This is a genomic window from Streptomyces poonensis (genome assembly GCF_014650915.1).
Classification (GTDB): domain Bacteria; phylum Actinomycetota; class Actinomycetes; order Streptomycetales; family Streptomycetaceae; genus Streptomyces; species Streptomyces poonensis.
In genome coordinates, this window is record NZ_BMVW01000002.1 from 698543 (window position 1) to 723599 (window position 25057).

Below are 25057 nucleotides of genomic sequence, written 5' to 3' on the forward strand. Positions count from 1 at the left end.
AAAGACTGGCGACCGAGGACCCGGTCCTCTTCGAGGGGACGGCGTGCGCCTCCGGCCGCCTCCACCCGCCGGAGCGCCGGAGGTTCGGCGCGCTGCTGCTCGCCTGCGCACGGCCGGGCGCCACCGTGCACATCTCCGAGATGTTCCGCCCCGCGCGCGGCACCGGACACATCCTCGACATGCTCGACGTCCTCCACCTCGACCAGGTGGCGCTGCCCATCCACGACGGGGCGTTCTCCGCTATGGACCTCACCGCCCGCCACCCGCGCACCGGCGAGCCGCTGTCCGCGGTGAAGTCCATGGCGCAGACCCTCGCCGTCGGCGAACTCCAGCGCGAGCTGACCCACGACGGGCTGCGGGCCGCCGACGCCAAGGGCAACGAAGGGGGACGCCACCCCGCCGTGGCGGCCGACAAGACCGGCACCGTCCGCACCGCGTGCCTGGAAGGCCGGTCCATCACCGGCATCGCCCGCGACCACGGCGTCAGCCGCAGCGGCATCCGCACCGTCGTCGCCGACCTCCTGCCCGACCACACCGCCATCGAGAAGCCCCCCATTACCGTCTTCGTAGCCCCGCGATGGGGTTACCGGCCTTCGGAGTTGGCATGACAACTTCCCCTTGTCGAGTGCATGGCCCGGGGGGTGGTGTCACCAGTTCCGGGGGCACTGACAGACCGCTGACCAGGGGCATGACCACCGGCTTCTCCGCAGGTCGGGAGGCTCTTCGTAATGTGGATGTGGCGATCGGTGCCGTGGCAGGGCCGGGTGAGCACGACCGGAGGACACCACACATGATCGACACCGGCGACATCGACATCGACATCTACCTGGGCCTGGACGTAGGCAAGGGCGAACACCACGCCACCGCCCTCACCCCGGCCGACAAGAAGACCCTTGACCGCAGACTGCCCAACAGCGAAGCCCCAGCGCCGCGGGGTCTTCACCAAGCTGCAGGCCAGGCACGGCACCGTCCTCGGTGCGCCTGACCGACCCCCTCACCCACGACGGTGCCACCGTGCCGGGCTGGTGGACGGCGACCGGGCCGACCGGCCGCATCGACGAGAACGACTTCCCCGGCGGACACGCCAACCTCGGACTGGCCCATGGCATCGCCGGCCCCCTGGCCCTGCTCGGCCTGAGCCTGATGGCCGGTGTCACCGTGCCGGGACAAGCAGAGGCCATCCACCGCCTGTGCGCCTGGCTGGAGGACTGGCGCATCGACACGCCCACCGGATCGCGATGGCCGTACATGCTCACACGCGACGAGCTGGCCACTCGGCCGGACAAGGTCACTCACAGCGGCGCAGAGCACAGACCGTCATGGTGCTACGGCACCGCCGGACTCGCTCGGGCCCTGCAGATCGCCGCCGCGGCGACCGGCGATGCGACCGTACGCAAGGTGGCGGAAGCAGCACTCGTCAGCGCCCTGACCGACCCGGCCCAACTGGCTCTCACCGCGGATGGGTCGCTGTGCCACGGCTGGGCCGGCCTTGCCCGCATCGCGGATCGGGCAGCGTCGGACGCGGCAGACGTGGCAACGGCCACGCGGTTGCGAGGCCTGTCGGCCGGACTCGCCGACCGAGCCGAGGCCGACTATCCAGACGGTACCGGCCTGCTCGAAGGCTCCGCCGGAATGGCACTCGCCGCCCTCGCCGCCACGGGTCCGCCCGCATGCCTCCCGCTGGAGCAGCGCGTGAGGGAACTGTGTGACCTCGCCGAAGCGGCCGAGCGCCGACTTGATCCGGCGAGTGCATCCGCCGTGCACAATCTCGCCGCGCTCCTCGCCTCGGACTGCGGTCTGCCCGGCCTGGCCCGGCAGTGGTGTCACCGCCAGGCCGACATGCACCTGCGCGCCCATCCCCTGGACGCGCAGGCCGCACGTCACGCCCTGGAACCCCTCGGTAACCTCGCCCGCCTCCACGTCCGCTCGGGCGACGGAGAGCGCGCCTTCGCCCTCATCGACGCCCTGTGGAAGGCGGTGGATTCCAGAACCGATACCACCATCGACGGCATGCACCTCCCTGCCGCCCGGCTGACCGATCCCGACGAGGCACACCATGAGCTGCGCCGCTGGCTGTGGGCCCTGCTCCTGGCCACCGGAGCACGCGCCCTTGCCGTGGGCGGCCGCTGGGACGAGGCCCTCGCCAGCCTGGAACAGCACAATGGCGTCGGCCGTCGCATGTTCGACGGCCGACAGGTTGCGGTGATGGCCCGCTTGGTTGCTGGTGACACCAGCGGAGTCCGCGAACTCCTCGACTCCACCCTCCCAGGCGATACCTGGGAACAAGCGGTGACGGCCTGCCTCTCCCTGCTCTGCGACGGCGACAGCACGGCTTCGGAGGAGGTGCTCACGCCGTACCAAGCCCTCCTCGCAGCGGCGCCGGGCCCGGCCGCCGCCCACCACCAACTCACCACCGCTGTCTTCCTGACCCGTCTCGGGTTGACGATCGTCGATGCCCTTGGCGGTGTTGCCCACACCTCGGCACGGTCTGTCGTGGACCAGCTGATGTCGCTCGCCACCATCACGAGGGACGGCTACGTGGCTCGGGAAATTCTGCAGCACGAGGGCTGCGCACGTTGCCTCTCGCCGTCCGCCCAGCGAGAGCTGACAGACATCACGGACGCCGGCGCCCTGGGAGCCGGCGAGCTTCCCGGGCATCTACTCACCCGGCTCGAGGCAGCGCTGATGCTGGCCGAGGAGGTGATCGCCCGGCAACCGTCCAGTCAACGCGCCGTCGGCCCGGACCATTGAGCGAAGGGCCTCGGGCCGATGCCACCTCCCACGCACCACCGCAGTTGGATCTCGCTATGCCTCCCCGCCACGGTGAGCCTCACCTGTCACATGTGTATCGGTTGCGGCGTTTCGGCCACGCTGCAGTGCCTGCAAGCACCGGCCTCCCAAGGGCTGACGCGTTGCGCAGCCCCGACTGCCAAGCGTCCGAGCGGAATCGACCTCGTCCGAAACACCTGTGTTCGATATCGCGGCCTCTGTCGTTGACTCCCGTGCCGCTGCCTTCATCCCACCGACCGCACGGAGAGGTTCCGTTGACTTCCACCACAGCCCACGACGCTCCCCCCGTCCCACCGCCGCCACCTGCCGAGATCACCTACTCCGGCCAGTACTCCGTGAATCCGCTCGGCCAGGTCAGCTTCCGCGCCCTGTGCGCCGGGCTCCCCGCAGTACTGCGGCGTATTGCCGCCATGGCATGGCGGATCGACCACCGAGCCGTCCTCCTGCTCCTCGCCTGCCAGCTGATCACCGGCGTGTCCGCCGCGGTGCTGCTGGCTGCCACGGCCAGGGCCATGCGCCCCGTCCTCGGTGCCGGTGCGGTCTCGGACCGCCTGCACGAGGCGCTTCCGGCTCTCATCGTCGTCGCCGCTGCGAGCGCCGTCACCCGGGCTACCGTGGCCGTGGCCGCGTACGCCGAGCGGCGGATCACACCCCGGCTGACGACAGCGACCGATTCCGCGCTGGTCGAGGCCGTCTGCCGGGTCGAGGCCGCGGCGTACGCCGCCGATGGTTTCTCCGACCGCCAGGAGGCTGCGGAGATGGGTGTGACGCGTACGCACGTCATGGTCATGGACGCCCAGCGCTTCATGTCCGCCCTGATCAAGCTGATCACGGCCGGCGGCGTCCTTTCCGTGCTCAACCCCCTGATGCTGCCGCTGCTCCTCCTGGCCGTCGCCCCGGCCGGCATCGGGGCGATCCTCACCGCACGTGTCGACTACGAGATCCACTACGCGAACATCGCGGACCGCAACGTCCGCGGTATGACGCGCTGGTGGGCCACCGCGCCGAAGTACGGGGACGAGGTCCGTGCCAACGGCATGACCGACTACCTCCTCCACTGGTACCGGGCCCTGTCGGAGCGGGTCGACCAGCGCTCGCTGACGGCCGCTCCCCGGACCCTGCGCATCGCTCTGCTCTCCTCCCTCGCCAGTGGCACGTTCCTCGCCGCCACCTGGGGAATGCTCGCCTGGCTGGCCGTCACCGGACGGATCACGCCGGCCATCGCCGCCACGGCCGTCGTCGCGGTCCAGACCACCCTGGCAGCGCTGTCCCAAGTAGTCATCAACGGCGCTGCGGTGTTCCACACCAGCCTCTACCTCAGCGACATGCAGGCCTTCTTCGACGCCGCCGCCCGACAGGCGCCGAAGCGCGGCCCGCTGACCGTCGGCCCGCCGGTGGAGGAGATTCGGCTCGACGAGGTCACCTACCGGTACCCCGGCAAGGACAAGCCCGCCGTCGACGGCGTCTCCCTGACTCTGCGGCGCGGCCAGATCCTTGCCATCGTCGGCCTGAACGGCTCCGGCAAGAGCACTCTGACCCGCCTGATCACCGGCATCTACCTCCCGGACAAGGGCCGGGTCACCTGGAACGGCACCGACCTCGCCCACACCGATCCGGCCACCGTCTGGAACTGCACCGGCCTGGTCCCGCAGATCTTCGCCCAGTGGCCCCTGCGGGCCCGGGAGAACGTGACCCTCGGCCAGCCCAGGAGCCACGACGACCGCGAGGTATGGGACGCGGTGGACGCGGTCGGCATGCGCGAGGCGGTCGAGGACCTGCCCGCCGGCCTCGACACACTCCTCGCCCGCGAGATCTTCGGCGGTGCCGAACTCTCCGGCGGTCAGTGGCAACGCCTGGCGTGCTCCCGAGCCCTGTACCGGCGCCCGCCCCTGCTGATCCTGGACGAACCCACCTCACAGATGGACCCCCGCGGCGAGCACGGCATCTTCGAGAAGATCAAGGCCATCTCCGCCGACCGGATCACCATCGTCGTCACGCACCGCCTGGAGAACACGAAGATCGCCGACCACATCATCGTCATGGAGCAAGGCCGCCTCACCGAACAAGGCACCTACGACGACCTCATCCACGCCGGCGGAACCTTCGCCGGCCTGCTCCGACTGTCACGAGATCGCTGACCGCGCTCACCTCCAGGCACCTGACCCGTCTCGGCCGACCTTACGGAAGGACCGCACTGCGTGACCGCCACCGAATGCACAGACACCGCCTCCGAGCGACTGACCATGGAGGTAGAGGACACCGCTGCCAGCGTCCTGGCCGAGCACCGTTTCACGGTCTCCCGCGCCTGGACGCCTGACACCGTCGTTGGCTGTTTGCGTGACACCGACTTCGCCCGGCCCGACCTCTTCACCGACCGTTCCGTAGCTTGCGAGGCAAAAGTGCGCTGGCTCCTTGACGCGCACTCCCATAGCGGGGTTCTGAGGGAGAACGTGACGTGCACCGTGCTGCCGGTACTGCTGTCGACCCGCCACCGCGGGACCGCCTCATGAGCGACCGGCAGCACCGGCACAGCGAGCCGGTCGACGTTCACCTGATTCTGCGCCGCGACACCGCCGCAGGCCCAGAGATCCTGCTGTCCCGCCGCGCCGGGGACGTCTACGCCTCGGGCCTGTGGCATCTGCCGTCCGGACACCTTGAAGGACCGGAGGAGGACGTGGTCACCGCTCTCGTCCGGGAGACCCGGGAGGAGACCGGCGTCGTCGTCGACCACGCCGATGTTCGCGCGGCTGTCACCGTGCACCATCGCGCCCCCGGCGGCGCTGCGCGTGTCGGATTCTTCTTCGAGGGCCGACGCTGGCACGGCACCCCGCAGGTGAGGGAACACGACGTGTGCGATGCCATGGGCTGGTTCCCGCTCGACGTCTTGCCAGAGCCCATGGTCGCGTACTGCCGTGCCGGGCTGGATGCCTACCGGGCCGGTGCCCGGATCGCCGTTCACTTCCAGGAACCTGGCGACCCGATCGCCTACGACCCGGCCGTCGACCGGTTGCTCCTGGTCCCCGCCAACGATGCGGACAACGCGGCGCCCGAGGTCGCAGTGCGCGACTTCACCGAGCGGGCGGTCGGCCGCATCACCAACTGGACGGACGTCTCCTGGGCACGGGAGGGCAGCCGGGTGTGGCGGGTCCACGGCGCCGAAGGCGGCACATGGTTCGTCAAGGTCCATCAGAGCGACCGCTTCCACCAGCGCGAGGTGACCGCGCTCCGCAGCTGGGTTCCCCATCTCGGCGCGGCCGCACCCCGTCTGGTGGCCGCTGATGAGACGCTGCGGGCCGTGGTCATCACCGCGGTGGGAGGCCGGTCCCTCCATGGCGCCGTCCATCCGCCCAAGGAGCAGCAGCGGATCTTCTACAGCATCGGGCGGCTCGCGGCAGCCATCCACCGCAGCGCCCCCACCCGTCCAGCCACCGGCCCCCTGTCCCTCGGGAAGCTGGAGCGGCACCTCGACAGGGCCCGTCCCCACCTCGCGCCCGGAGATGAGAAGTTCATCCGCGAGATGGCCGAGAAGGCCGCCGACCTGCCCGTCCTCGAGACGGGACCCACGCACGGCGACTTCCAGCTCCGGAATCTCCGCTGGGACGAGATGACCAGCGCCTTGTACGTGCTCGATTTCGAACGCAGTGAAGAGGGACCGGCCGTACGGGATTTCGTGCGCCTCGCGGACGCGTGGAGCGGGCGGCCGGACCTCTTCGAGGCCGTGCTGGATGGATACGGCCGTCCCTTCACCCCGGCCGAGGAGGAGCATCTCGCCGTCCTGGCGGCGCTCGATGCCCTGTCCGGCATTCAGTACGGCACCGCACATGGAGACCTGGAGCTCGTCGAGCGCGGCCGCCGCACCGTGGCCCGCCTCCGCGCCACGGCCCGCCCTTGAACACCACCACCCATCACACCGGATCGTTGAGGAGCAGCACCGTGGGATACGTCGTCCGTGATCAGTGGCAACAGCACTATGCCGAGGGGAACGGGTTTCGGCAGCTGGGTGAGCGCGAGCGAGCGCTGTTCGCCGAACACACCCCGGTGCCTGACGGTGGCGGGCGGGCCCTCGAGGTGGGCTGCGGCACCGGAGACCTGGCTGCCTGCCTTGCGTCCCTCGGTCACGTCGTGGACGCCGTCGACTTCGCCGACAGCGCGATCACCCGGGCCCGGAAGGAGCACGCCGGTATCGAGAAGGTGCGGAAGGTACTTTGGTCTGCCTGGACATAGAGCGAGATGACCCGATGGAGCTGAACGAGGGCGGCTACGACCTGATCACCATGCGTCTGATGTACCCGTCACACTCCCCGACATACTGTTGGACCTGCTCCGCGATCAGAACGGTGGCCAGGTCAGCGACAGCCGGAGTGCCTTCCCCACAAACCGGCCGACCTCATGGGGTGCCGACTACGTTCCGTTCGACAGCATGATGGGCATCGGTCACCGCGAGCGAACGCTGTCCATGCTCGACAGCCCGTACCTGGTCGAGGAATGGGGCCTGCCCGCGGCAGTGGTGCTGGTTGCGGGTGACGGGCATTACTGGATTGGGATCGACTACCGGACCTGCGGCCGAGACAGGGAACCGTCCGTTACCTGGTTCGATGCGGACGACAACTCGGAACTGGTCCTCGCACCGGACTTCCGCTCCTTCATCAAGGGACTCACCTCCGCCCGGGAGTTCGAGAGCGAGCGGAACGAAGGCTCACCCGACTGACCTCACCGGCGAAGCGCCCACCAGCCGAGGTCAGTTCCCCGCCACGAGCCTCATCACCGGGGCGAACCATATCTGGTTCGGCACGAGTTCGCCCACGGACACGGCATGCGCCACTGCCGCTACCGGGGACAGAGGAAAGTCCACTTGCAGCATGTGTTCACGGCTATCGCCGTGAACATCGAGCGCCTCAGCGGCCTGCCACCGGCGGTGGATACCTACTCACCGCGATCACCGACTGCCTTCCATAATTCCACGGATCAACACGAGATCCCCCGGTCGAGATCCTGGCGGACCCTGGGCAGTTGACCTTGACCACGGGCACCGAGCACAGCATGTTCCGGCACGGCTTCGCGGACCGTGCGGTATGCGGGACATCGGGCGGCGCCCGTGAAATGCTGGCGGCATGCTTGACCACATCGGGCTCGAGGTCCAGGACATCGCGGCCAGCGGGCAGTTCTACGACGCCGTTCTGAAGCCTTTGGGCATCGGCAGGACGAAACAGTTCGGCGAGCTCATCAGCTACGGCACCACGGGAGACACGCTGTGGCTGGTACCCGCCACCGAGGGGGCTCCGGTCCGGGAGATGCACATCGCTTTCGCCGCTTCCGACCGGGAGGCGGTCGACGCCTTCCATGCCGCGGCGATGGCGGCCGGGGCAGAGTCCCTGCACGCGCCGCGCCTTTGGCCCGAATATCACGATTCCTACTATGGGGCGTTCGTCCGCGATCCGGACGGCAACAACATCGAGGCCGTCTGTCACGCCCCCTGACCAGTGTCGGCCGATTTCTGCCCAGTGTCGAGCCGAACACCGTCAGCGAGACAGCGAGTTGCTCCCCCATGTCAAGGTGCAGCAATCTCCGATCCGCCGCCGGTTCGATAAGCAACGTGAATACTGGCTGACCTCACACGCTTCTAGCCTTGAAGCATGACATCACCAGCTCATCAGCGGGAATCGGCGCAGCCGGACGGACTGCGCTGGATTGCGCTCGCCATCGTGATGACCGCGGCCTTCATGGACCTCGTCGATGTCACGATCGTCAACATCGCCGTACCTTCCATTCTGCGGGATACGGGCGCGTCGTTCAGTCAAATTCAATGGATTGTCGCCGGTTACTCACTGACGTTCGCGGTCGGACTGATCACCGGTGGCAGGCTGGGCGACATTTATGGTCGCAAGCGTATTTTCCTCGTCGGTGTCACCGGATTCACGCTCGCTTCCGGGCTGTGCGGCTTCGCTGTGAATGCGGAGATGCTACTCGTGTCCCGGCTCGCGCAGGGCTGCGCTGCAGCGCTGATGGTTCCGCAGGTCTTGTCCATCGTGCACGCCACCTTTCCGGCCCATGAACGCGGCAAGGTGTTCGGCCTGTTCGGTGCCATCACCGGCCTGGCCGGAGTCAGCGGACCGCTGCTGGGCGCGCTGCTCACCCAGTGGGACCTTTTCGGACTTGCATGGCGGCCGATCTTCCTGGTCAACGTGCCCGTGGGCGTGGCGTCCGTGCTGCTGGGCCGTCGTTTCATCTCCGAGTCCCGGTCGTCGCACGCGCTCCGGCTCGACCTGGTCGGCGTGGCGATCGCCACCGCAGGTCTGCTGATGCTGCTTTACCCGCTCACCCGCGGCCATGACCTTGACTGGCCCCTGTGGAGTGTGCTGTCCATGGTCGGGTCCGTCGTTGCCTTCGGAGGTTTGGTGGCCTATGAGCGGGTCAAGGCCCGCAAGGACGGATCCCCGCTGATCGAGCTTTCCCTCTTCCGAGTGAAGAGTTTCCGTGCGGGCATCCTGGTGCAGCTCGCCGCCGGCATCGCCTTCGGCGTCTTCTTCCTGGTCTGGACGCTCTACATGCAGGTGGGTCTCGGCTGGAGCGTGCTGCGGGCAGGTCTGATGGGGGTTCCGTTCTCGATCGCGGTGGCGGCGGCGGCCGGCATCTCCGTGCAGGTCCTGGTCCCGCGGTGGGGACGCGCGGTGTTGCAGGCCGGGGCGCTGGCCATGGCCGCGGGAATGCTGCTGTACGTCTGGGAGGCCGACCGGTACGGCTTGGGCATCTCTCCCTGGTGGATGGTCCCGCCGCTGGTGGTCATGGGCATCGGTATGGGGCTGATCCTGGCGCCGCTGACCGACGCGGTGCTGGCCGAGGTGCCGCGGGAGCACTCCGGCTCCGCGTCCGGTCTGATCAACACCACGCTTCAGGTGGGGCTGGCGATGGGGCTCGGGCTGACCTCGTTGATCTTCTTCGGCACCATCGGCAGTGGGCTCGCCCCGCAGTCGGTCGGTCCGGCTTTCGCCGATGCCTTCGCCCACTCTCTGAAGTGGTCCGCCGGATTGATGGCCGTGGTCTTCCTGCTGATGTACGCCCTGCCGGCCGGGCCCCGGAGCCGACGGGACGGCGATGTGGACGACGGCGAGCCGTGGGCGATGGCCACCGGAGCACCCGAGCACGACGGCGGCCTCCCTGGGTGAGGGCCGTCGGCCCCGACCGCATCGTGGACGCTGGGGGTGCGTCGGCTGCCCGACCCCGGCCGCCGTTCACGCGGTGACGATGGCACCCGCCGGCGAGCCACTGAGGATGAATGACCCGGTGCGGCTGCGGCGGAAGTGGACGTAGGCGTCGAGGGCCACGGGACCGGCGGTGCGGAACACCGCCCGGACGGTGTCGTCGACCGCCTGGGAAACCGGCCGCGGCTGACGAGTCGTTGGGGGACACGTCCACGTCACCGGTGTCGTCGATGGAAACGGGCGGTCACCGGCTGCGGTGCTCACGCCATGTACACGGACCCACCGGGCACGTCGATGGTCGCGAGGGCGCTGATGAGGCCGGCCGGGCAAGAACGACCACCGGGCCGCCTCGGTGCCGGGCCGGTTCACAACGTGCTCCACTCGCCGATCGCAGCGGCCAGCACGGCCAGGGCCTGCCTGAACTCGTCGGCATGGACACGTTCGTGTGGTGTGTGGTCGAGTGCGGAGTCACCGGGCCCGTAGGCGACCATGGGGACGCCGTGCCAGGTGGTCGCCAGGGTGTTCATGTCGCTGCTGCCTTTCTTGAGCAGGTGGCGCGGGGAGATACCGACGGAGTGGAAAGCCCGTTGGAAGGCCCTGACCAGCGCACTGCTGCGGGAGGTGACCGCACCGGGAGTCGCCCGCAGAACGTCCAGCCGGACCGGGCCGGTGTCCACGGCAGGGAGGGAGGCCAGAAGCCGGTCGAGACCGAGTGACGGGGGCACCCGTACGTCGACCACGGCTTCGCCGTTCTGCGCGTCGCCTTCGTTGACCGCGCGCATGCCGAGCACCGCGGTCAGGGCGTGCCGATCCAGTCCGTGGACCGCGGCGCGGATCGCCCGGAGGGAGTCGAGCAGGTGGTCGGCCGCTGTCCTGGCCCCCTCCCCCGCGGTGTGCCGCGTGGGTTGCCGCACGCCGAGCCGGAGCTTGACCAGGCCGTAGTACCCGATGGTCAGGGCGGCCGCGCCACTCGGCTCGCCCACGACGACCGCGTCGGCCGGGTAGTGGTCGCGGACGTGGAAGGCTCCGGCTCCGGTCACCTCCTCCTGGACCGCCCCGACAACCCGCAGCTGCACACCGTCGGGAAGGTCCGGGCGCGCCAGAGTCTGCAGATACGTCACAAGACTCCCCTTGGCGTCCACGCACCCTCGTCCGGTCAGGGCATCGCCCTCCCAGCGGGTCGGCCAGCGGTACGGCACCGTGTCGAGGTGGCCGAGCATCAGCAGCCGCCGCGGGCCCGAGCCTCGGGTCGCGACGAGGTTACCGGCCGCATCGATCTCTGCTGTGATCCCGTGGTCGGCGCACCACTGGGCGAGGAACTCCGCGAGCTCCCGCTCGTCGCCGGACACGGACGACAGCTCGACGGCGCGGGCCAGGAGCGTGAGGTCCGGTGAGCGGGCCGGTGCCCGCCAGAACCAGGTGCCGTCGCGGGCGGACAGGGTGTGGGGACCGGTGACGGCGACGTCGCAGGTGCCGCCGAGGGCGATCTCCGCAGCCCGTACTTTCTGTCGCATGCCGCCACGGGCGTACCGCTGTCCCTCGCCGGCTGTCAGGTGCCGCAGGGTGCCGGAGGCGGCATGCGCATCGGGATCGGCGAGCAGGCCGGCCGTGCCCGTGACCAGCCTGAGGTGGTCGGCGTCCAGGGCCCTGGCGACCTCGGCGGCCAGGACATCGGCGTCCACGTTCAGCGGCGTACCGCCGTCGACGTCGGCCACCGGCGGTGACAGGCACACGACGTCGAAGACGTCGAGCAGGCCGCTCAACCGGGAGGTGTCCACCCGGATCGCCGTCCCCGCACGCTGGTCGCGGACCACGCATCCGCGGCCGTCCAGCACAGCCCGCAGAGGTCCGACGGGCTCGGCGCTGACCAGGGATCCGGTGTGGCCGGTCGCCGCGAGCACCGACATGCCGCGGCGCGCCAGTCTCTCCTCGACCAGCGGCAGGGTGATCTGCCGGTACGCCGTGACGATGTGCGGCACCTCCTCCGCGGGGCAGTACCGCACCTCGCCGCCCCGAAGTCGAAGGGTGCGCGCCGGACGTCCGATGCGGCGGTAGTACTCGGCGATGGCCACCGATCCACCGGCGACCAGCAGCAGCCGCACGCCTCGCTGGTGCAGGGCGCGCACCTCGTCGAAGACCCTGTCGTGACGCAGGGTGGCACTGCCCAGCTTGACGACGTGGAGCGCGGCACCACGTGAGTCGGCGACTTCACCCAGGACCGACATACAAGTCGTCCCCCCTCGTGCTCGTTCGGCGGCCGGGAGCAGTCTTCGGCGGGATCAGCCGATACCCCGGGTATTCCCTCCGTCGGCCACCAGGACAGTGCCGGTGACGAAGCCGGCCTGTTCGCTGGCGAGGAAGGCGGCGAGGCTCCCGAGGTCCTGTGCCCGGCCGATCCGCCCGAGGGGCAGTTCGCGGGCGATCTCGGCGATGCGCCGCTCGGCCTCCGGGCCGTACTGCCGGTCGAGGATCGGGGTCCGGTGGAACCCGGGGGCCAGGACGTTGACCGTGACTCCGGCGGCACCGAAGGAGTGCACCAGTCCCTTGACCAGACCGAGGACACCCAGCCGGGCCACGGAGGACAGCCCGCTGCCGGGGTGCGGCTGGCGCACCGACTCGGAGGTGACCAAGATGATGCGGCCCCATCCGGCGGCGATGAGATGGGGGGCCGCGGCGAGGGAGAGGGCCACGTGTGGCAGCAGGTTGTCGTTGACCGCCGCCCGGTACTCCGCCACCGTGAAGCCGTCCACGGGTCCGAACGGCACTCCTCCTGAGTTGGTCACCGCGATGTGCAGGTTCCCGAACTCCTGCGCGACGTGGTCGACCCACGCGGCGACTGCGTGCTCGTCCCGCAGGTCCACCGTGCTGCCGAGCACGCGGCCCTTGCCGCAGCCGTCGACTTCCTCCTGTGCTCGCGCCAGCCTGTCCCGGTCCCTGCCGCAGATGGCGACGTCGGCGCCTTCGGCGGCCAGGGCGCGGGCGACGGCGAGCCCGAGGCCGCTGGTGGAGGCCGCGACGAGCGCGGCGCGTCCTTCCAGGCCGAGATCCACTCGCGCAACTCCTCTTCCTTGTCGTGACAGTTCCTTCTGTCCTGACGGTTTCGTTCGCGGCGTGCTCACGGCCGGGCAGACAGCAGCGGGTAGCCGTACCGGGGCAGCAAGGGGGCGGCGATGCATGTCGCGGTGGTGAGGTCGCGGCCGGGCAACTGCGTCCTCCAGCGCTCGTCCGGCCGGATCAGGGTGTCGCCCCGGTGCAGCCGGTCGGGGTTGCCGGTGACGGTGTGGTTGCCGGTGAGGCCGACCTTCCCGAAGGCGTCCACCGGTGACGGGTCGTCGAGCCCGGCGAAGCGCAGTACCTGGGTGACGACCGCCTCCGGCCGGCGCGCCAGGTCCTCGTGGCGGATGCGCAGGTACCGGTCGGCGGCGGCGCGGCCGACGCATTCCGAGGCGAGGTTGAAGGCCAGCCAGTACGCGGTGCTGCGTGCGGCACTCATCGGGCCGATGTAGTGCTTGGCGCGCCGGTACGACAGCGCGGTGGCCCGCGGATCGCGCACGATGTGCACCACCCGCGTCTCGACGTCCGTACGGCCGAGCAGGGCAGCCGCCTCGGCGGGGTACTTCGAGCCGTCGACGACGAGCCGTTCGCCTCCGCGGGTGCCGAGCAGCCGGTACACGTCGGTCATGCGGTCGAGGTGTTGTTCGGTGCCCGGGGCCGGCCGGGCGGTTCCGCACGCCTCGGCGAGACGGGCGCGGGTGTGCCGGGTGCGCAGCAGCGTGTGCTGCCGCGTCACCATCAGTCGGGCGTCGGCCTCCGGCGTGGTCCGGGCGGTGGCGGCGTGCAGCACGGACGACCAGAGCGGGCACGCGCGCAGGCCCAGGCCGCAGCCGCAGGTGGAGTTGGTGCCCGTGTGCAGTACTCCGTTCTGCCAGAGGTAGTGGAGTTCGCCGACGTGCAGCACACCGGGGAGTTCGTTGAGGACGTTGCCCAGCACGGTGCTGCCGCTGCGCATCCATCCGGTGATGTAGAGGACGCGGGGACGGTGTCCGGCCATCAACGGCTGAGGACCCTTCTCTGTCGTGGACAAGTGGCGGTCGGATGGTCAGTCCCGTGACAGCAGCAACAGATGTTGCGGCAGGTGGACCGCCAGGCCGATCCGAGTGGTCGCCTCGATGACGTCACCGCCCCGCGCGCCGATGCCCCTGCGCAGGCCGATCGACGCGACGTCGGGAAGGAGGAGGGTGGCCGCGGCCCGGAAGTCTCCGAGGAGGACCTGGCCCCGGGGAATCATCCGGGTGCGGGAGACCGTGATGCCGGCTTCGGCGAGCAGACCCAGCACGCCGTCCCTGACGAGTCGCCAGTAGGTGGAGGGGTGCACGACGATGCCGTCGCACGAGCCTCCGGTCTCCTCCACCTCGGCAGCGGCGAGAGCGATGGAATCGGAGATGTCGCCGATGTCGGGGCCGAGCGCGGCATGGCGCAGCCCCGGGAGGGTGAGCAGTCCGGGGATCGCCTTGTCGGCAGTGCCGTGCAGCAGTGACTCGTTCTCCACGACGGACAGCCGCACCAGGACCCGGTGGTCGACGAACGACGCCAGCAAGGAGGGCTCGTCGAGCAGTCCGGCGGGCAAGGGCACGGACACCGACAGATCGGTGAGCTGGGCCTCGCCCACGCGCGGTGAGAAGGCATTCTCGGGTGTGCCGCGGTACGAGGTGCCGGCCGTGCACGGATCGGCGGCAGGCGGTTCGTGGACGTAGGCGACACCGCTATCGGACACCGAGGCGCTTTTCAGCAGGTGCCGGACGGCGTAACGAGGACGTGTGGCGAAGAGCGGGAAAGCCGCCGGCAGATGGGCCCGGAACGGAACCACCCGGTCTTCCGCACCGGACGCGCCGTGAACGGCCCATGCGAATTCCTCACCCGGGCTGCGTGTCCGTAGGGCCGGGTCGGCAAGCGGGACCGAGATCCCCTGGTGGACGGCGGGTCCGGCGGTCGCACCGCGCATGACGGCTCCTCACATCCCGATTCATCATCTCGAACAATCGCCCGCACATGAACTTCTCACATCCAGTCATGACCGCGTGTGCGGGTGTTTACGGCCCCTCCTATCTACGATGGTCGATATCGAAAGTCACGCCCAGACCTCACGGATAAATTTCGATGTCGACACCGATAAGGCAGTCATGAACCCAGTCGCCCGGCCGGATTCCAGACGGAGGACGAATTGCACCGCGATTTGCAGATCAGCCGCCTGAGAACTCTGATCGCCGTGGTGGAGACGGGTGGTTTCCGGAGAGCCGCGGAAGCTCTGCACGTGACCCAGCCCGCGGTGAGCCAGCAGATCCGTCAGCTCAGCTCTCTGGTCGAAGGCCCGATTTTCACCGGGACCGGCCGGAGGATGCGGCTCAGTCCTCAGGGCGAGGAGCTGCTGGGTTACGCACGGCGCATCGTGGCACTCAACGACGACGTGATCCGCCGCTTCGTGCCGCAGCCGGGAAGCGTGCGGCTGGCGATCGGTGTCGCCGATCAACTGGCCGAGTCCCTCCCGGAGATCCTCCGGTTCGTCATCCGGAACGTTCCGCACGCCCGGGTCAGCGTGCGGACGGGGGTCAGCGAGTTCCTGGCACCCCAGGTGGCGAGCGGTCAGCTGGATCTGGCGCTGCTCCTCCAGCCGTGCCCGCCGCAGTCGGCGGCCGCGAACAGGGAGCTGGGTCACCTGTGTCTGGGATGGTTCGGGCAGCCGGCGCACGGCGAGGGGGCACCGCTGCCGCTGTCGCTCGCGACGGAGCCGTGCACCCTGCGCAACCGCATCCTGGAGGCGCTGGACGCCTCGCACGTCTCCTGGCGCATCAGTTACGAAGGGGCCGAGCTGGTGGGCCTGCGCGCGGCGGCGAAGGCCGGCCTGGGGGTGGCCTGCCTCCTGGACAACGGGGACGGGTTGTGGGGCCTGCCGCGGGCGATCAAGCCCTCGCTGCCGCCCCCTCCGGGCCCGCTCCCCGTGACCCTGGTCGCCTCCAACGGCGTGGCGGCCCGCTCCGGTCTGCTGTCCGCCGCGGAGAGGGCGTGCCGACAGGCGCTGCGTGGTTATCCGTTCGCCGACTGACGATCGGCACGACATCACGTACATGCCTGCGGCCGCATCACGGACGACTGTTTGACCGGTGAAGACAGGACACCGGTATCGTTGTCGGGATGAACCGACGAGCAGAGGTCCGCCAGCCGGGAGGCCGTGCGACGGCCCCGGGTCCCCTCGCGCTGGTGCAGTCCTTCGTCAACAGCGTGAACGTGGAGTTCGAGCGGGACGAGTTCGAAACCGTCGACGGGCTCGCCGACTGGCTGGAACGGCACGACATGCGTGTTGCGGCGGACCGTCCGGGCGAGCTCGACCGCCGGGACGCCGTCGCCCTGCGCGAGGCGCTGCGGGCCCTGCTCAGAGAGAACAACGGCGCGCCGCCCGACCGGCGGGCCCGGACCACGGTGGAGCACATCGCTCGCGACTGCCCCCTCGTCGTCGCCTTCGGCGGGGACGACGGGGCGGAGCTCATGCTGAGGCCTGCTCTGACCGACATCCGTGGATGCTTCGCCCGCGTCCTGGCGTGCAGCTTCGCGGCCGTGGCCGACGGGTCCTGGCAGCGGCTGAAGGCCTGTGCGGAACATCGGTGTGAGTGGGTGTTCTACGACCGGTCGCGGAACCGGGGCAGCCGGTGGTGTTCGATGGCCGTGTGCGGGACGCGCGCGAAGATGGAGACCTACCGGAGGTCCCGGCGGGCGGAGGCCCCGGCCCCGTCCTCCTGACGCCGGATACGCGCGGTGCGCACCCGGGGCGCCAAGGAGCGATCAAGGAGCGATCAAGGAGCGATCAAGGAGCGATCAAGGAGCGTACTCGCGGCCGAACAGGCGCCGGGCGACGGTGAGTTTGGTGGCCGCCGCGGTGCCGTCCGCGATCTGGAGTCCGATGACGTCCCGCAGCCGCCGGGCGATCGGGCCGTCCTCCGTCCAGCCGAGGTGTCCGAGGGTCAGCAGCGCCTGGTGCACGGCGTCCATGGCCGCTTTCGGCGCCCACCACTTGGCCATGTTGGAGGGCACCCGTGCGTCCTCGCCGCTGTCCGCCCGCCACAGTGCCTCGTAGGCCAGCAGCCTCGCGGCGCGCAGCAGCGTCGCGTGCTCGACCAGCGGGAAGGCGACCGACTGGAACCGGCTGATCGGCCCGCCGAAAGCCTCCCGGCGGGTGGCATGGCCGACGGCCTCGTCGAGCGCCGCACTGCCCACCGCGATGGCCATCAGGCAGATCAGGGCCCGGGACAGCCCGAAGCCGGACATCACGACCGGCTTGCGACGGCCGGCTACGACGCCCTCAACGCCGGAGACGACGCGCGGGCCTCCCGGCTGTTCGCCCACGCGCTGGCCGTCTGGCGCGGCCCGGCCCTGGTCGATGTGCGCCTGGGCCCCTCCCTGAAGATCGAGGCCGCCCGGCTGGAGGAGAGCAGACTCGGTGTCCTGGAACGCCGCATCGAGGCCGACATGCGTCTGGGCCGCCACACCCGGCTGCTGGCTGAACTCACCGAACTGACCGCACGGCACCCGCTGCATAAAGGACTGCACGCCCAGTGCATGACGGCCCTGTACCGCGCGGGCCGCTCCTGGCAGGCACTGGAGGTATACGAGCGGCTGCGTGCCCGTCTCGTCAACGGACCGGGACTGAAACCGTCGCCGCGTCTGCAAAGCCTCCAGCAGGCCGTCCTCGCCTCCCATCCCGACCTCGATCTCGCCCCTGCCCAGCAGCCCCGGCCGCAGCACCAGCACGCCGTTCCCGGCCTGTTCAGCATCTGAGCGGTCACCGTGGCGCCGGTGCCACCTGCCGGACACCCGCCGGGCGGTGCGAGAATCCCCAGCCATGCGTGCGGCCTATGTCGAACAGCTCGGCCCCCCGGAAGCCATCCGCTACGGGGAGCTCCCCAGCCCTCGCCCAGGACCCACCGACGTGCTGGTCGACGTCATGGCGACCACCGTCAATCCGGTCGACACCTTCGTGCGCTCAGGGATCTTCCGCACCCCTGTGAGTTTCCCCTTCGTGATCGGCCGGGACCTGGTCGGGACCGTGGCAGAGGCCGGGCCGGGCGCGCCCGGCTTCTCGGTGGGCGACCGCGTCTGGAGCAACAGCCTGGGGCACGGCGGGCGGCAGGGAGCGGCCGCGGAGCAGGCCGTCGTGCCGGCCGACCGCCTCTATCACGTCCCCGAGGGCGTGGATCCCCTCACAGCGGCAGCCGTCGTACACCCGGCCGCGACCGCTCACCTTGCCCTCTTCACCCACGGCCGGCTGCGTCCCGGCGACACCGTGCTCGTCGCGGGCGCCGCGGGGAACGTGGGCAGTGCGCTGGTCGTCCTGGCCGTCGAGGCGGGTGCCCGCGTCATCGCGACGGCCTCCCCCGGCGACGCGGACCACTGCCGGTCGCTCGGCGCGGCGGAGGTGATCGACTACCGTGCGCCCGATCTCGCCCGGCGCATCGCGGACGCATGCCCTGGAGGGGTCGACATCCACCTCGACACCTCGGGTACGAACGACCTGGCCACCGCCGTCGATCTGCTCGCCCACCGGGGCCGTGTCGTCCTGCTCGCCGGGCCCCGTACCTGCCCGAGGCTTCCGGCCGGCACCCTTTACATGAAGGACTGCTCGGTCGTCGGCTTCGCCATCTCGCACGCCACCGTCGCCGAACTCGACGACGCCGCACGCACCTTGAACCGTCTTCTTGCCTGCGGCCGCCTTCGCCCCCGGTCGATACTGACGGAGCCCCTGCGTGCCGCCGCCGATGTCCACGCCCGCATGGAACGCGGTGAGCTGCACGGCACCCGGACCGTGCTCCGCGCGGAGGTGTGAGCGGCACGGCGGACGGGATACGGCGCGGATCGGTGGCCTGTGCGAGCAGGGCACGCGGCGGAGTGGCCCGGCCAAGGCCCCACAAGAGGTGTGAGGGCACGGAGTCCTTGGCCCGAGGGATCCCGGAGTCGGGGCCGGCCGGTCTCACAGCCCGTGCCGGTAGAAGATGCTCGTCAGCTTGTGCCTGCGTTGCAAGTCTGTGCGCAGGGCAGTGAGGTAGGCGGTGAACTCGTCCTGGGTACGTTGCGCCCGACGGCAGGTGCGGGCATCGAGCAGCAGCTGCGCCATGCGTTCGTGGACGCGGCCCCCAGTGAGCTCCTTCAGCGGCTCGACCAGACGCAGGTACAGCGCGAGCGCGCCGGCCGGGCGCGTCTCGCGCGAAAGGTCGGCGAGCTGCTCACTGCCGGTCGTCGGCGCGGCCGGCCGTCTCCCGCCAGGCAGTGTCCAGGTCGCCGTCGCCGGGCAACGCGTCGATCGGCACGGGCCCGCGACACCGGCCAGTCGGCTCACGACGGGCGTCCACGCGCAGGGCACGGGCAGCGCCGCCGTACGCTCGCTCTCCCAGCGGTCCGCAGGAGCGGGGTCGCCGTCAGGGCCGAGAGGGTGTCCGTCGCAAGGCGGCGGAGAAATTCGAGTGCTCTCTTCGTCAACCTCACGACCGAGTCCTCTCTCCGCCGCTGCCCCACCGCGTCAGCCGTACACGCACCGCCCCGTGCGTGTCGCCTCCCGACGCAAGTGGCAGACCAACCCTCAGCACGCCCACGACCCTTCGCACGTGACCTTCGCTGCCGCAAGGTCGATACTGCCGATAGCAAGCGCCCCGCCGACCCGCGTCCAACCAGCCCGCAGATCTGACGCCCCGTCGTCAAGTCAGCATTAAGTCAGCATCAGTACCGCCAGAGACCGCTTCCGACCGCTACGGACCGCCAAGACCGACAACTCGCACCACCTCATCTGACCAGGTAAAACGCAGGTCACAGCCACACCTGCCAACCTCACCAGGAGGTACCCATGAAGATGCTCATCAACGTCTCCTAGTTTGGCGCGGCCGCAGGTCAGGACCATGCTGAGGGAACCTTGGTCAGCAAACTCCCAGCATGAGTCAGGAGACGTGCACGTTGGCGACCCAGCTCATCCGCGGAATGGGCAGCTTCTACAAGAGCTGCGCCTGCGCTCGGCAGAGCCGTTGCCCCCATCCCTATGTCATTCGCTACCGCGATGTGACCGGCCGTCAGCGTGAGGAGACGGGCTACACGACGCAGCAGTCCGCGCTCGACCGGCTGACCCGAGTCTATGAGGAGAAACGGAGCACACCGCCCCAACGGGCAGAGTTGAAGCGCGAGATCGGGAAGCAGCGCTTCGGGAAGTACGCCTCCACCTGGCTCTCTCGGCAACGCCATTACGCACAGGGCAGCGTTCGCACGGTCAAGCAGGTTCTCACCAGCCAGATCCTGCCCGTGCTCGAGACGCGCCGCATCAATACATTCACCTCGACGGTCGTCGACGACTTCGTCATGTCGATGGAGGAACGTTCCGTCGGGCTGGCCGCACAGCAGAACGCCTTCGACACTCTCAGGAAGATTCTTCTCGACGCACGCCGTCGCGGCGGAATTACCGAGGACCCGTTCGAGGGCGTCATCCCGCCCGAGTACATACCACGCAAGATCACCATTCCGACCCTCGACGAGATACACGCCCTCAAGGCCGCCGGCAGCGACGGGCTTCGCGTCGTCATCGACCTCATGTCCGGCTGCGGTCTCCGCAACGGGGAAGCCTACGCAGCAAACCTGGAGCGAATGGTTGCGGACGACGTCTACCGCGTCACCGAACAGATCGAAGGCAACACGCGCGAGCGAGTCCCCCTCAAGCACCGAAAGCCCGGCGAGTTCCGCGAGACCCCCATGCCATGGACCGTCCGGGAGTCGCTCCTCCAGTACGAGAAGGATCACGGCACCAGCGCAGACGGATACCTTCTGAGAACCCAACGCTCACCGTACTGGGCGCATACGACGCTCGAGTACCAGCGGAACGCCGCCAAGAAGCGAGCAGGCATCACCAGGAGGCTCACCACCTACGCATTGCGTCACTTCTTCGCCTCCAACTGTCTGGCCATGGGGATACCCATCACGGACGTCGCCGAATGGATGGGACACAGGAACATCAACATGACGTTCAAGATCTACCGCCACCTCATGCCGGCATCGATTGGACGCGCCGCGAAGCGCCTTAACGAGGGCCTATAGGAAAAAGGGGGCGGAATGATCCCGCCCCCCTCAATGCACTCTTTGTTGCTGTGCCCAGTCATCCAAGTCCGTGACCTTGAACCTGAGCTTTCCACCGAAGTAGTAGCGCGGCAGCCCATGACGCCTGGATTCCCGGTACATCCAGCGTCTACTCATACTGAGATAGGCCGCTGCTTCATCGACTGCTAGATACCGGCCTCGCTCCTCTTCTGCTGTGCCGTGTATCGCTTTCGCTCTTCTCATGCCGATATCGCTTCCAAAGCGGCTTGTGGAGCGCCCGGCGTTCCCAGATGAGTGCCCACGGACTTACGGCGCTCGCGTCGGAAGAGCTTCTGCACATGAGCCTCCGACACTTTAAGAACCCGGGCCATCCGGTCCACCGGTGCGCCCGACATGGCTGCTCGCCGTATCAACTCTTGCCGCTCTGCACCGCTGAGATACACGTCCCTTCCCGACAGAGCCACAGCGACGCGCGCAGGATCGCAACGGAGCTCGAACCGGTGCCGGACAGCCTTGCGCTCGGACTCTGTCATCCCTCCGCGAATACCGTCGGCATCACCGCACTCGAAGGCGGCTTCTAGGCAAGTCTTCCTGACATCACATGACGAGCAGATCCTTTCCGCCAGGGCAACGCGCTTCTCATCCGCCAGCGTTGCCGTTGCCGGGAAAAAGAGATCGGGATCCCTTGCCACATCAACGGCCGTGGCGCAGGCCGCCCTTTCTTGCCAAGTCTGATCCCCCCTGATACGGGGTACCGAGTGCTCGTTGTACATGAATGCGCTTCCTGCTTTGGTAGCTGAGGACCACGAGCGGTCCAACGGCCGTACAAAGCTTCCATGCAGACGCCGGTTCCTCAAACCGGCAATCGTCGGCTATATTGCCGTCTCCGTACGGCTGGCTGAGGCCACGTATCAATGGTTTCTCGTGACGATGCGAGGAAGCGGTCACAGATCGTACGGCTCAAGGTTCAGGCCGTCGTCCACACCGACTTACGTAAGGCCGTCAGCCAGCCCTATGGCTCGACCCCGGGCAGCCCTCAGGCCCACCTACGCGAAATCGGTGGCCCCCAACAGCGCGGCGCTTCCGCCCCCGCCAATCTGGCCCCAGGACCGGCCCTTGTCCTCTCGAAGGCCCTCGGCTACTGCGCCTCGACCGCGCCACGGGCCAGGGCGGACACCCGCGCCTCGAATCTTGCCGCAGTGACCGTTCCAGCCGTTGCCAACTGGTCCAGTCCTTCCCCGGATCCCGGCCCTCCGCGACTGGTCCCAACGTCACAGCACCTCCGTAGGCGACAATCGAGGGCGTGCCGGAGTACGCCTCGCTCACCACGCTCGACGCGCTCCTTGCCGACCTGCGGGTCGGCGAGGCGCGGCGGCGCCAGCTCGCCATGGTCCGCGGGCAGTTGGAACGGGGCCTGGCCCGGGGTGGGCTGCCCGTGGGCGCCCGGCGCAGCCTGCGGCGCCTGCTGGAGAAGGAGGCGCTGGCTCGGTACCTGCGGCTCGCGGAGTCCGGCGCGCTGCGCGCCCGCCAGGCGGCCTACCCACCCACCTCACAGGCCACCAACGAGGCCCGGCTGCAGTGCCTGGACCTGCTGCGCAAGACACACGGGCTGCCACCGATACGGCTAGGGCCTGTTGCGAAAGTAAATCTTGGTTGTAGATGATCAGGCCTTGTGGGGCGTGGTGATCTGACGAACGAGCAGTGGGCCCGGCTGGAGCCGTTGCTGCCGTGAGGCATCAAGCCGGGCCGTCCGCCGGTGTGGACGCGGCGGCAGCTGATCGACGGCATACGGTGGCGGACCCGGACCGGTGCTCCCTGGCGCGATGTGCCGGAACGCTATGGCCCGTGGGACCGGGTGTATGACCTGTTCCGGCTCTGGCAGCGGGACGGCACCTGGGCCCGCATCGTCACTCAGTTGCAGGCCGAGGCCGACGCGAAGGGCCTGATCACCTGGGACGTGAACGTCGACTCCACCGTCTGCCGGGCCCACCAGCACGCCGCCGGGGCGTCGAAAAAGGGGCCCTGCAGAAGGAGCCGCCCGGCGGCCTCGCTGTGGAGCCGGCCGACCACGGCCTCGGACGTTCCCGGGGCGGACTGACCACCAAGATCCACCTCGCCGTCGAGCAGGGACAGAAGCCGCTGTCCGTGCTGATCACAGCCGGGCAACAAGGCGACTACCCGCAGTTCGAGCCCGTCCTGGAAGCGATCCGGGTTCCCCGGCTGGGACGCGGACCGCTTTGCCGACGACCCGACCGGATACGGGCCGACAAGGCCTACGACTCCCGCCGCAACCGGGCCTACCTGCGCAGACGTGGCATCAAGGCGACCATCCCGGTCCCCTCGGACCGCGTCCGCACCCGCCGGAAGCTCGGTTCGCGAGGCGGCCGACCACCGCAGTTCGACAGGGCCGACTACCGTGAGCGGCATGCCGTCGAATGCGGAATCAACCGCCTCAAGCGCCACCGGGCCGTGGCCACGAGATACGACTGTGAGGATGGCGGTGCTGCCCCGGGCGGTGGTCTGGCCCGCGATACGACTGGCCGTGGTGCCTTGAGTTTGATCTGCCGGCCGTTGTCCGGGGCGGTGCGTCCTGGCACCGAAACGGTGGGCGTGTCCCGATAGGGGCCTTCGCGACAGGCACCGTCACAGTCCTGACCGCCGCACCGCTCCGGCGTCGGCCACCGGTGTCCCCGAGGCGATCAGGAGACAGGCGACCATGTCCAGCATGACGCAGCAGCCACCGGCCCGTCATCACACTGCCCACCAGCACGAACAGGTTCTGCTCGGCGTGGACACTCACAAGGACGTCCACATGGCCGCGGTCATCACCAGCACGGGGGCCGTGCTGGACACACGGGGGTTCCCCACGACCCGCCAGGGCTATCGCCGGCTCCTCGCCTGGGCCCGCGCCTTCGGGCGGGTGGACCGGGCCGGGGTGGAATGCACCGGCTCCTACGGAGCCGCGCTGACCCGGTATCTGCACGGCGAGGGCATAACGGTCACCGAGGTCAACCAGCCCGACAAGGCGGCCCGGCGCCGGCACGGCAAGTCCGATGCCATCGATGCGGTCGCCGCCGCCCGGGCCGTGCTCTGCGGCCGGGCCACCGCCAAGACGGCCGACGGGCCCGTGGAGACGATCCGGCTGTTCACCATGGCCAAGACCCCCCGCCGTCAAGTCCCGCTCGATGGCCCTCAACCAGCTCAAGGCCGCGCTCGTGACGGCGGATCCGGCGCTGCGGGAGTCCCTGACCGCACTGAGCAATCCCAAGCAATCCGCCGATGTGCACAGCTCAGTGCCGCCCGGAACAGCCATCCGCAGGCGGCATCCCGCCACACGCTACGGACCCTGGCCAGGCGGATCCTGCATCTCACCGAGGAGATCAACGACCTCACAGACCGGATCACCACCGCAATCGATGCCTGCGCACCCCAGCTCCTCGGCCTCTACGGCGTCGGCCCGGACACGGCCGCCGCCCTGCTCACGGCAGCTGGGGGCAACCCGCACCGCATGACCAACGAGGCGTCGTTCGCCGCCCTCTGCGGCGTCAGTCCCGTCGAAGCCTCGTCCGGGAAAGTCCAGCGCCGCCGGCTCAATCGCGGCGGCGACCGCCGGGCCAACTCGGCGCTCTGCACCATCGTCATAGCCCGCCTGCGCTGGGACACCCGCACCCGTGCCTACGTGGACAGGCGTGTCAGGGAGGGCAAGACCCGACGCGAGGGGATTCGGTGCCTCAAGCGTTATGTCGCCCGCGAGATCTACCGGGCCCTCACCACAGTCAGGAGCAATCCTCCAGCGTCAGCATCCGCGGGTTGACATCCATAGGGGCATCAAGCGCGACTACACCTACAACGGCACCCTCACCGTCACCGCGATCGTCATCTGGCTCCGGGACACCGTGCAAGAGCCATCAGAAACGACCTAGGACTCCAGGGCCTGATATTGGTGATAACGG

At 69.2% G+C, this 25057-nt stretch carries 25 protein-coding genes and 2 pseudogenes; 19 read left to right on the plus strand and 8 right to left on the minus strand.

Annotation, left to right across the window (positions count from 1 at the left end; all coding sequences use genetic code 11):
• Positions 1-125: 125 nt before the first annotated feature.
• From IE242_RS09975 to IE242_RS10025, 11 genes and pseudogenes are all read left to right on the plus strand, one after another.
• The gene (locus tag IE242_RS09975) at positions 126-608 is read left to right on the plus strand and encodes a serine integrase family protein (RefSeq protein WP_229858605.1); all 483 of its coding nucleotides are present in this window, start codon (positions 126-128) and stop codon (positions 606-608) included.
• Positions 609-790: 182 nt separating this feature from the next.
• Positions 791-992, plus strand: a pseudogene (locus IE242_RS09980) (IS110 family transposase); the annotation flags it as partial.
• A gap of 22 nt (positions 993-1014) precedes the next feature.
• Entirely contained in the window at positions 1015-2751 is a 1737-nt protein-coding gene (locus IE242_RS09985) for a lanthionine synthetase LanC family protein (protein ID WP_229858696.1), read from the plus strand.
• A gap of 293 nt (positions 2752-3044) precedes the next feature.
• The gene (locus tag IE242_RS09990) at positions 3045-4928 is read left to right on the plus strand and encodes an ABC transporter ATP-binding protein (protein ID WP_189857439.1); all 1884 of its coding nucleotides are present in this window, start codon (positions 3045-3047) and stop codon (positions 4926-4928) included.
• A gap of 60 nt (positions 4929-4988) precedes the next feature.
• On the plus strand, positions 4989-5300 hold the full coding sequence (locus IE242_RS09995; protein WP_189857441.1) for a hypothetical protein: 312 nt from the start codon (positions 4989-4991) through the stop codon (positions 5298-5300).
• The gene (locus IE242_RS10000) at positions 5297-6682 is read left to right on the plus strand and encodes a phosphotransferase (protein ID WP_189857443.1); all 1386 of its coding nucleotides are present in this window, start codon (positions 5297-5299) and stop codon (positions 6680-6682) included. Before IE242_RS09995 ends, IE242_RS10000 begins: the two co-directional genes overlap by 4 nt.
• Before the next feature lie 41 nt (positions 6683-6723).
• A complete protein-coding gene (locus IE242_RS37565) occupies positions 6724-7014 on the plus strand; it encodes a class I SAM-dependent methyltransferase (RefSeq protein WP_229858608.1) in 291 nt (96 codons plus the stop codon).
• Positions 7015-7102: 88 nt separating this feature from the next.
• Positions 7103-7498 (plus strand): SMI1/KNR4 family protein, encoded by a 396-nt coding sequence (locus IE242_RS10010; RefSeq protein ID WP_229858611.1) that lies wholly within the window; start codon positions 7103-7105, stop codon positions 7496-7498.
• A gap of 72 nt (positions 7499-7570) precedes the next feature.
• The gene (locus tag IE242_RS10015) at positions 7571-7804 is read left to right on the plus strand and encodes a transposase (RefSeq protein WP_373299498.1); all 234 of its coding nucleotides are present in this window, start codon (positions 7571-7573) and stop codon (positions 7802-7804) included.
• A 97-nt stretch (positions 7805-7901) separates the two neighbouring features.
• A complete protein-coding gene (locus IE242_RS10020) occupies positions 7902-8267 on the plus strand; it encodes a VOC family protein (RefSeq protein ID WP_189857445.1) in 366 nt (121 codons plus the stop codon).
• 156 nt (positions 8268-8423) lie between these two features.
• Positions 8424-9953: an MFS transporter gene (locus IE242_RS10025; RefSeq protein WP_189857447.1), complete on the plus strand. Its 1530-nt coding sequence runs from the start codon at positions 8424-8426 to the stop codon at positions 9951-9953.
• A 401-nt stretch (positions 9954-10354) separates the two neighbouring features.
• Here IE242_RS10025 and IE242_RS10030 read toward each other — a convergent pair whose 3' ends face one another.
• The 4 genes from IE242_RS10030 to IE242_RS10045 form a co-directional block, all read right to left on the minus strand.
• Positions 10355-12214, minus strand: a complete 1860-nt coding sequence (locus IE242_RS10030) for a M20/M25/M40 family metallo-hydrolase (RefSeq protein WP_189857449.1) — start codon at positions 12212-12214, stop codon at positions 10355-10357.
• A 54-nt stretch (positions 12215-12268) separates the two neighbouring features.
• Positions 12269-13039: an SDR family NAD(P)-dependent oxidoreductase gene (locus IE242_RS10035; protein ID WP_189857451.1), complete on the minus strand. Its 771-nt coding sequence runs from the start codon at positions 13037-13039 to the stop codon at positions 12269-12271.
• A 65-nt stretch (positions 13040-13104) separates the two neighbouring features.
• Entirely contained in the window at positions 13105-14040 is a 936-nt protein-coding gene (locus IE242_RS10040; RefSeq protein ID WP_189857453.1) for a sulfotransferase, read from the minus strand.
• A 48-nt stretch (positions 14041-14088) separates the two neighbouring features.
• Positions 14089-14991: a family 3 encapsulin nanocompartment shell protein gene (locus tag IE242_RS10045; RefSeq protein ID WP_189857455.1), complete on the minus strand. Its 903-nt coding sequence runs from the start codon at positions 14989-14991 to the stop codon at positions 14089-14091.
• 231 nt (positions 14992-15222) lie between these two features.
• Here IE242_RS10045 and IE242_RS10050 point away from each other — a divergent pair, with 231 nt between their 5' ends.
• Together IE242_RS10050 and IE242_RS10055 are read left to right on the plus strand one after the other, a co-directional pair.
• Positions 15223-16089, plus strand: a complete 867-nt coding sequence (locus tag IE242_RS10050; RefSeq protein WP_268249441.1) for a LysR family transcriptional regulator — start codon at positions 15223-15225, stop codon at positions 16087-16089.
• Positions 16090-16178: 89 nt separating this feature from the next.
• Positions 16179-16781, plus strand: a complete 603-nt coding sequence (locus IE242_RS10055; protein ID WP_189857459.1) for a CGNR zinc finger domain-containing protein — start codon at positions 16179-16181, stop codon at positions 16779-16781.
• Positions 16782-16856: 75 nt separating this feature from the next.
• Here IE242_RS10055 and IE242_RS37570 read toward each other — a convergent pair whose 3' ends face one another.
• The gene (locus tag IE242_RS37570) at positions 16857-17267 is read right to left on the minus strand and encodes an acyl-CoA dehydrogenase family protein (RefSeq protein WP_229858625.1); all 411 of its coding nucleotides are present in this window, start codon (positions 17265-17267) and stop codon (positions 16857-16859) included.
• Here IE242_RS37570 and IE242_RS37575 point away from each other — a divergent pair.
• Positions 17220-17816 carry an AfsR/SARP family transcriptional regulator gene (locus IE242_RS37575; protein ID WP_373299491.1) on the plus strand — a complete coding sequence of 199 codons (597 nt, stop codon included), beginning with the start codon at positions 17220-17222 and terminating at the stop codon, positions 17814-17816. The genes IE242_RS37570 and IE242_RS37575 overlap by 48 nt on opposite strands.
• A 64-nt stretch (positions 17817-17880) precedes the next feature.
• Positions 17881-18861: an NADPH:quinone reductase gene (locus IE242_RS10065; RefSeq protein WP_189857463.1), complete on the plus strand. Its 981-nt coding sequence runs from the start codon at positions 17881-17883 to the stop codon at positions 18859-18861.
• A gap of 144 nt (positions 18862-19005) precedes the next feature.
• Here IE242_RS10065 and IE242_RS10070 read toward each other — a convergent pair whose 3' ends face one another.
• Positions 19006-19371 (minus strand): hypothetical protein, encoded by a 366-nt coding sequence (locus IE242_RS10070; RefSeq protein WP_189857466.1) that lies wholly within the window; start codon positions 19369-19371, stop codon positions 19006-19008.
• Between the two features lie 587 nt (positions 19372-19958).
• On the opposite strand from IE242_RS10070, the gene IE242_RS10075 reads away from it, so the two are divergent.
• The gene (locus IE242_RS10075) at positions 19959-21104 is read left to right on the plus strand and encodes a tyrosine-type recombinase/integrase (RefSeq protein WP_229858629.1); all 1146 of its coding nucleotides are present in this window, start codon (positions 19959-19961) and stop codon (positions 21102-21104) included.
• A 30-nt stretch (positions 21105-21134) separates the two neighbouring features.
• Here IE242_RS10075 and IE242_RS39145 read toward each other — a convergent pair whose 3' ends face one another.
• On the minus strand, positions 21135-21347 hold the full coding sequence (locus IE242_RS39145) for a helix-turn-helix domain-containing protein (RefSeq protein WP_189857467.1): 213 nt from the start codon (positions 21345-21347) through the stop codon (positions 21135-21137).
• Positions 21344-21877 carry a WhiB family transcriptional regulator gene (locus IE242_RS10085; RefSeq protein WP_189857469.1) on the minus strand — a complete coding sequence of 178 codons (534 nt, stop codon included), beginning with the start codon at positions 21875-21877 and terminating at the stop codon, positions 21344-21346. The genes IE242_RS39145 and IE242_RS10085 overlap by 4 nt, the downstream gene beginning before the upstream one ends.
• Before the next feature lie 530 nt (positions 21878-22407).
• Here IE242_RS10085 and IE242_RS10090 point away from each other — a divergent pair.
• The 3 genes and pseudogenes from IE242_RS10090 to IE242_RS10100 all read left to right on the plus strand — a co-directional run bounded on the left by IE242_RS10090 (position 22408) and on the right by IE242_RS10100 (position 24918).
• The gene (locus tag IE242_RS10090) at positions 22408-22767 is read left to right on the plus strand and encodes a hypothetical protein (protein ID WP_189857471.1); all 360 of its coding nucleotides are present in this window, start codon (positions 22408-22410) and stop codon (positions 22765-22767) included.
• A 9-nt stretch (positions 22768-22776) separates the two neighbouring features.
• Positions 22777-23591: pseudogene (locus IE242_RS10095) on the plus strand (IS5 family transposase); the annotation flags it as partial.
• 229 nt (positions 23592-23820) lie between these two features.
• Entirely contained in the window at positions 23821-24918 is a 1098-nt protein-coding gene (locus IE242_RS10100; protein ID WP_229858632.1) for an IS110 family RNA-guided transposase, read from the plus strand.
• Positions 24919-25057: the final 139 nt, after the last annotated feature.

Excerpts from the sequence above, each read along its gene's own strand:
- IE242_RS10075 (WP_229858629.1), top strand. The coding sequence starts at position 19,959 with ATGAGTCAGGAGACGTGCACGTTGGCGACCCAGCTCATCCGCGGAATG.
- IE242_RS37575 (WP_373299491.1), top strand. The coding sequence starts at position 17,220 with ATGGCCGACGGCCTCGTCGAGCGCCGCACTGCCCACCGCGATGGCCAT.
- IE242_RS10020 (WP_189857445.1), top strand. The coding sequence starts at position 7,902 with ATGCTTGACCACATCGGGCTCGAGGTCCAGGACATCGCGGCCAGCGGG.
- IE242_RS10030 (WP_189857449.1), bottom strand. The coding sequence starts at position 12,214 with ATGTCGGTCCTGGGTGAAGTCGCCGACTCACGTGGTGCCGCGCTCCAC.
- IE242_RS39145 (WP_189857467.1), bottom strand. The coding sequence starts at position 21,347 with ATGAGAAGAGCGAAAGCGATACACGGCACAGCAGAAGAGGAGCGAGGC.
- IE242_RS10065 (WP_189857463.1), top strand. The coding sequence starts at position 17,881 with ATGCGTGCGGCCTATGTCGAACAGCTCGGCCCCCCGGAAGCCATCCGC.
- IE242_RS10100 (WP_229858632.1), top strand. The coding sequence starts at position 23,821 with ATGTCCAGCATGACGCAGCAGCCACCGGCCCGTCATCACACTGCCCAC.
- IE242_RS10045 (WP_189857455.1), bottom strand. The coding sequence starts at position 14,991 with ATGCGCGGTGCGACCGCCGGACCCGCCGTCCACCAGGGGATCTCGGTC.
- IE242_RS10085 (WP_189857469.1), bottom strand. The coding sequence starts at position 21,877 with ATGTACAACGAGCACTCGGTACCCCGTATCAGGGGGGATCAGACTTGG.
- IE242_RS37570 (WP_229858625.1), bottom strand. The coding sequence starts at position 17,267 with ATGGCCATCGCGGTGGGCAGTGCGGCGCTCGACGAGGCCGTCGGCCAT.
- IE242_RS10000 (WP_189857443.1), top strand. The coding sequence starts at position 5,297 with ATGAGCGACCGGCAGCACCGGCACAGCGAGCCGGTCGACGTTCACCTG.
- IE242_RS10055 (WP_189857459.1), top strand. The coding sequence starts at position 16,179 with ATGAACCGACGAGCAGAGGTCCGCCAGCCGGGAGGCCGTGCGACGGCC.
- IE242_RS10025 (WP_189857447.1), top strand. The coding sequence starts at position 8,424 with ATGACATCACCAGCTCATCAGCGGGAATCGGCGCAGCCGGACGGACTG.
- IE242_RS10040 (WP_189857453.1), bottom strand. The coding sequence starts at position 14,040 with ATGGCCGGACACCGTCCCCGCGTCCTCTACATCACCGGATGGATGCGC.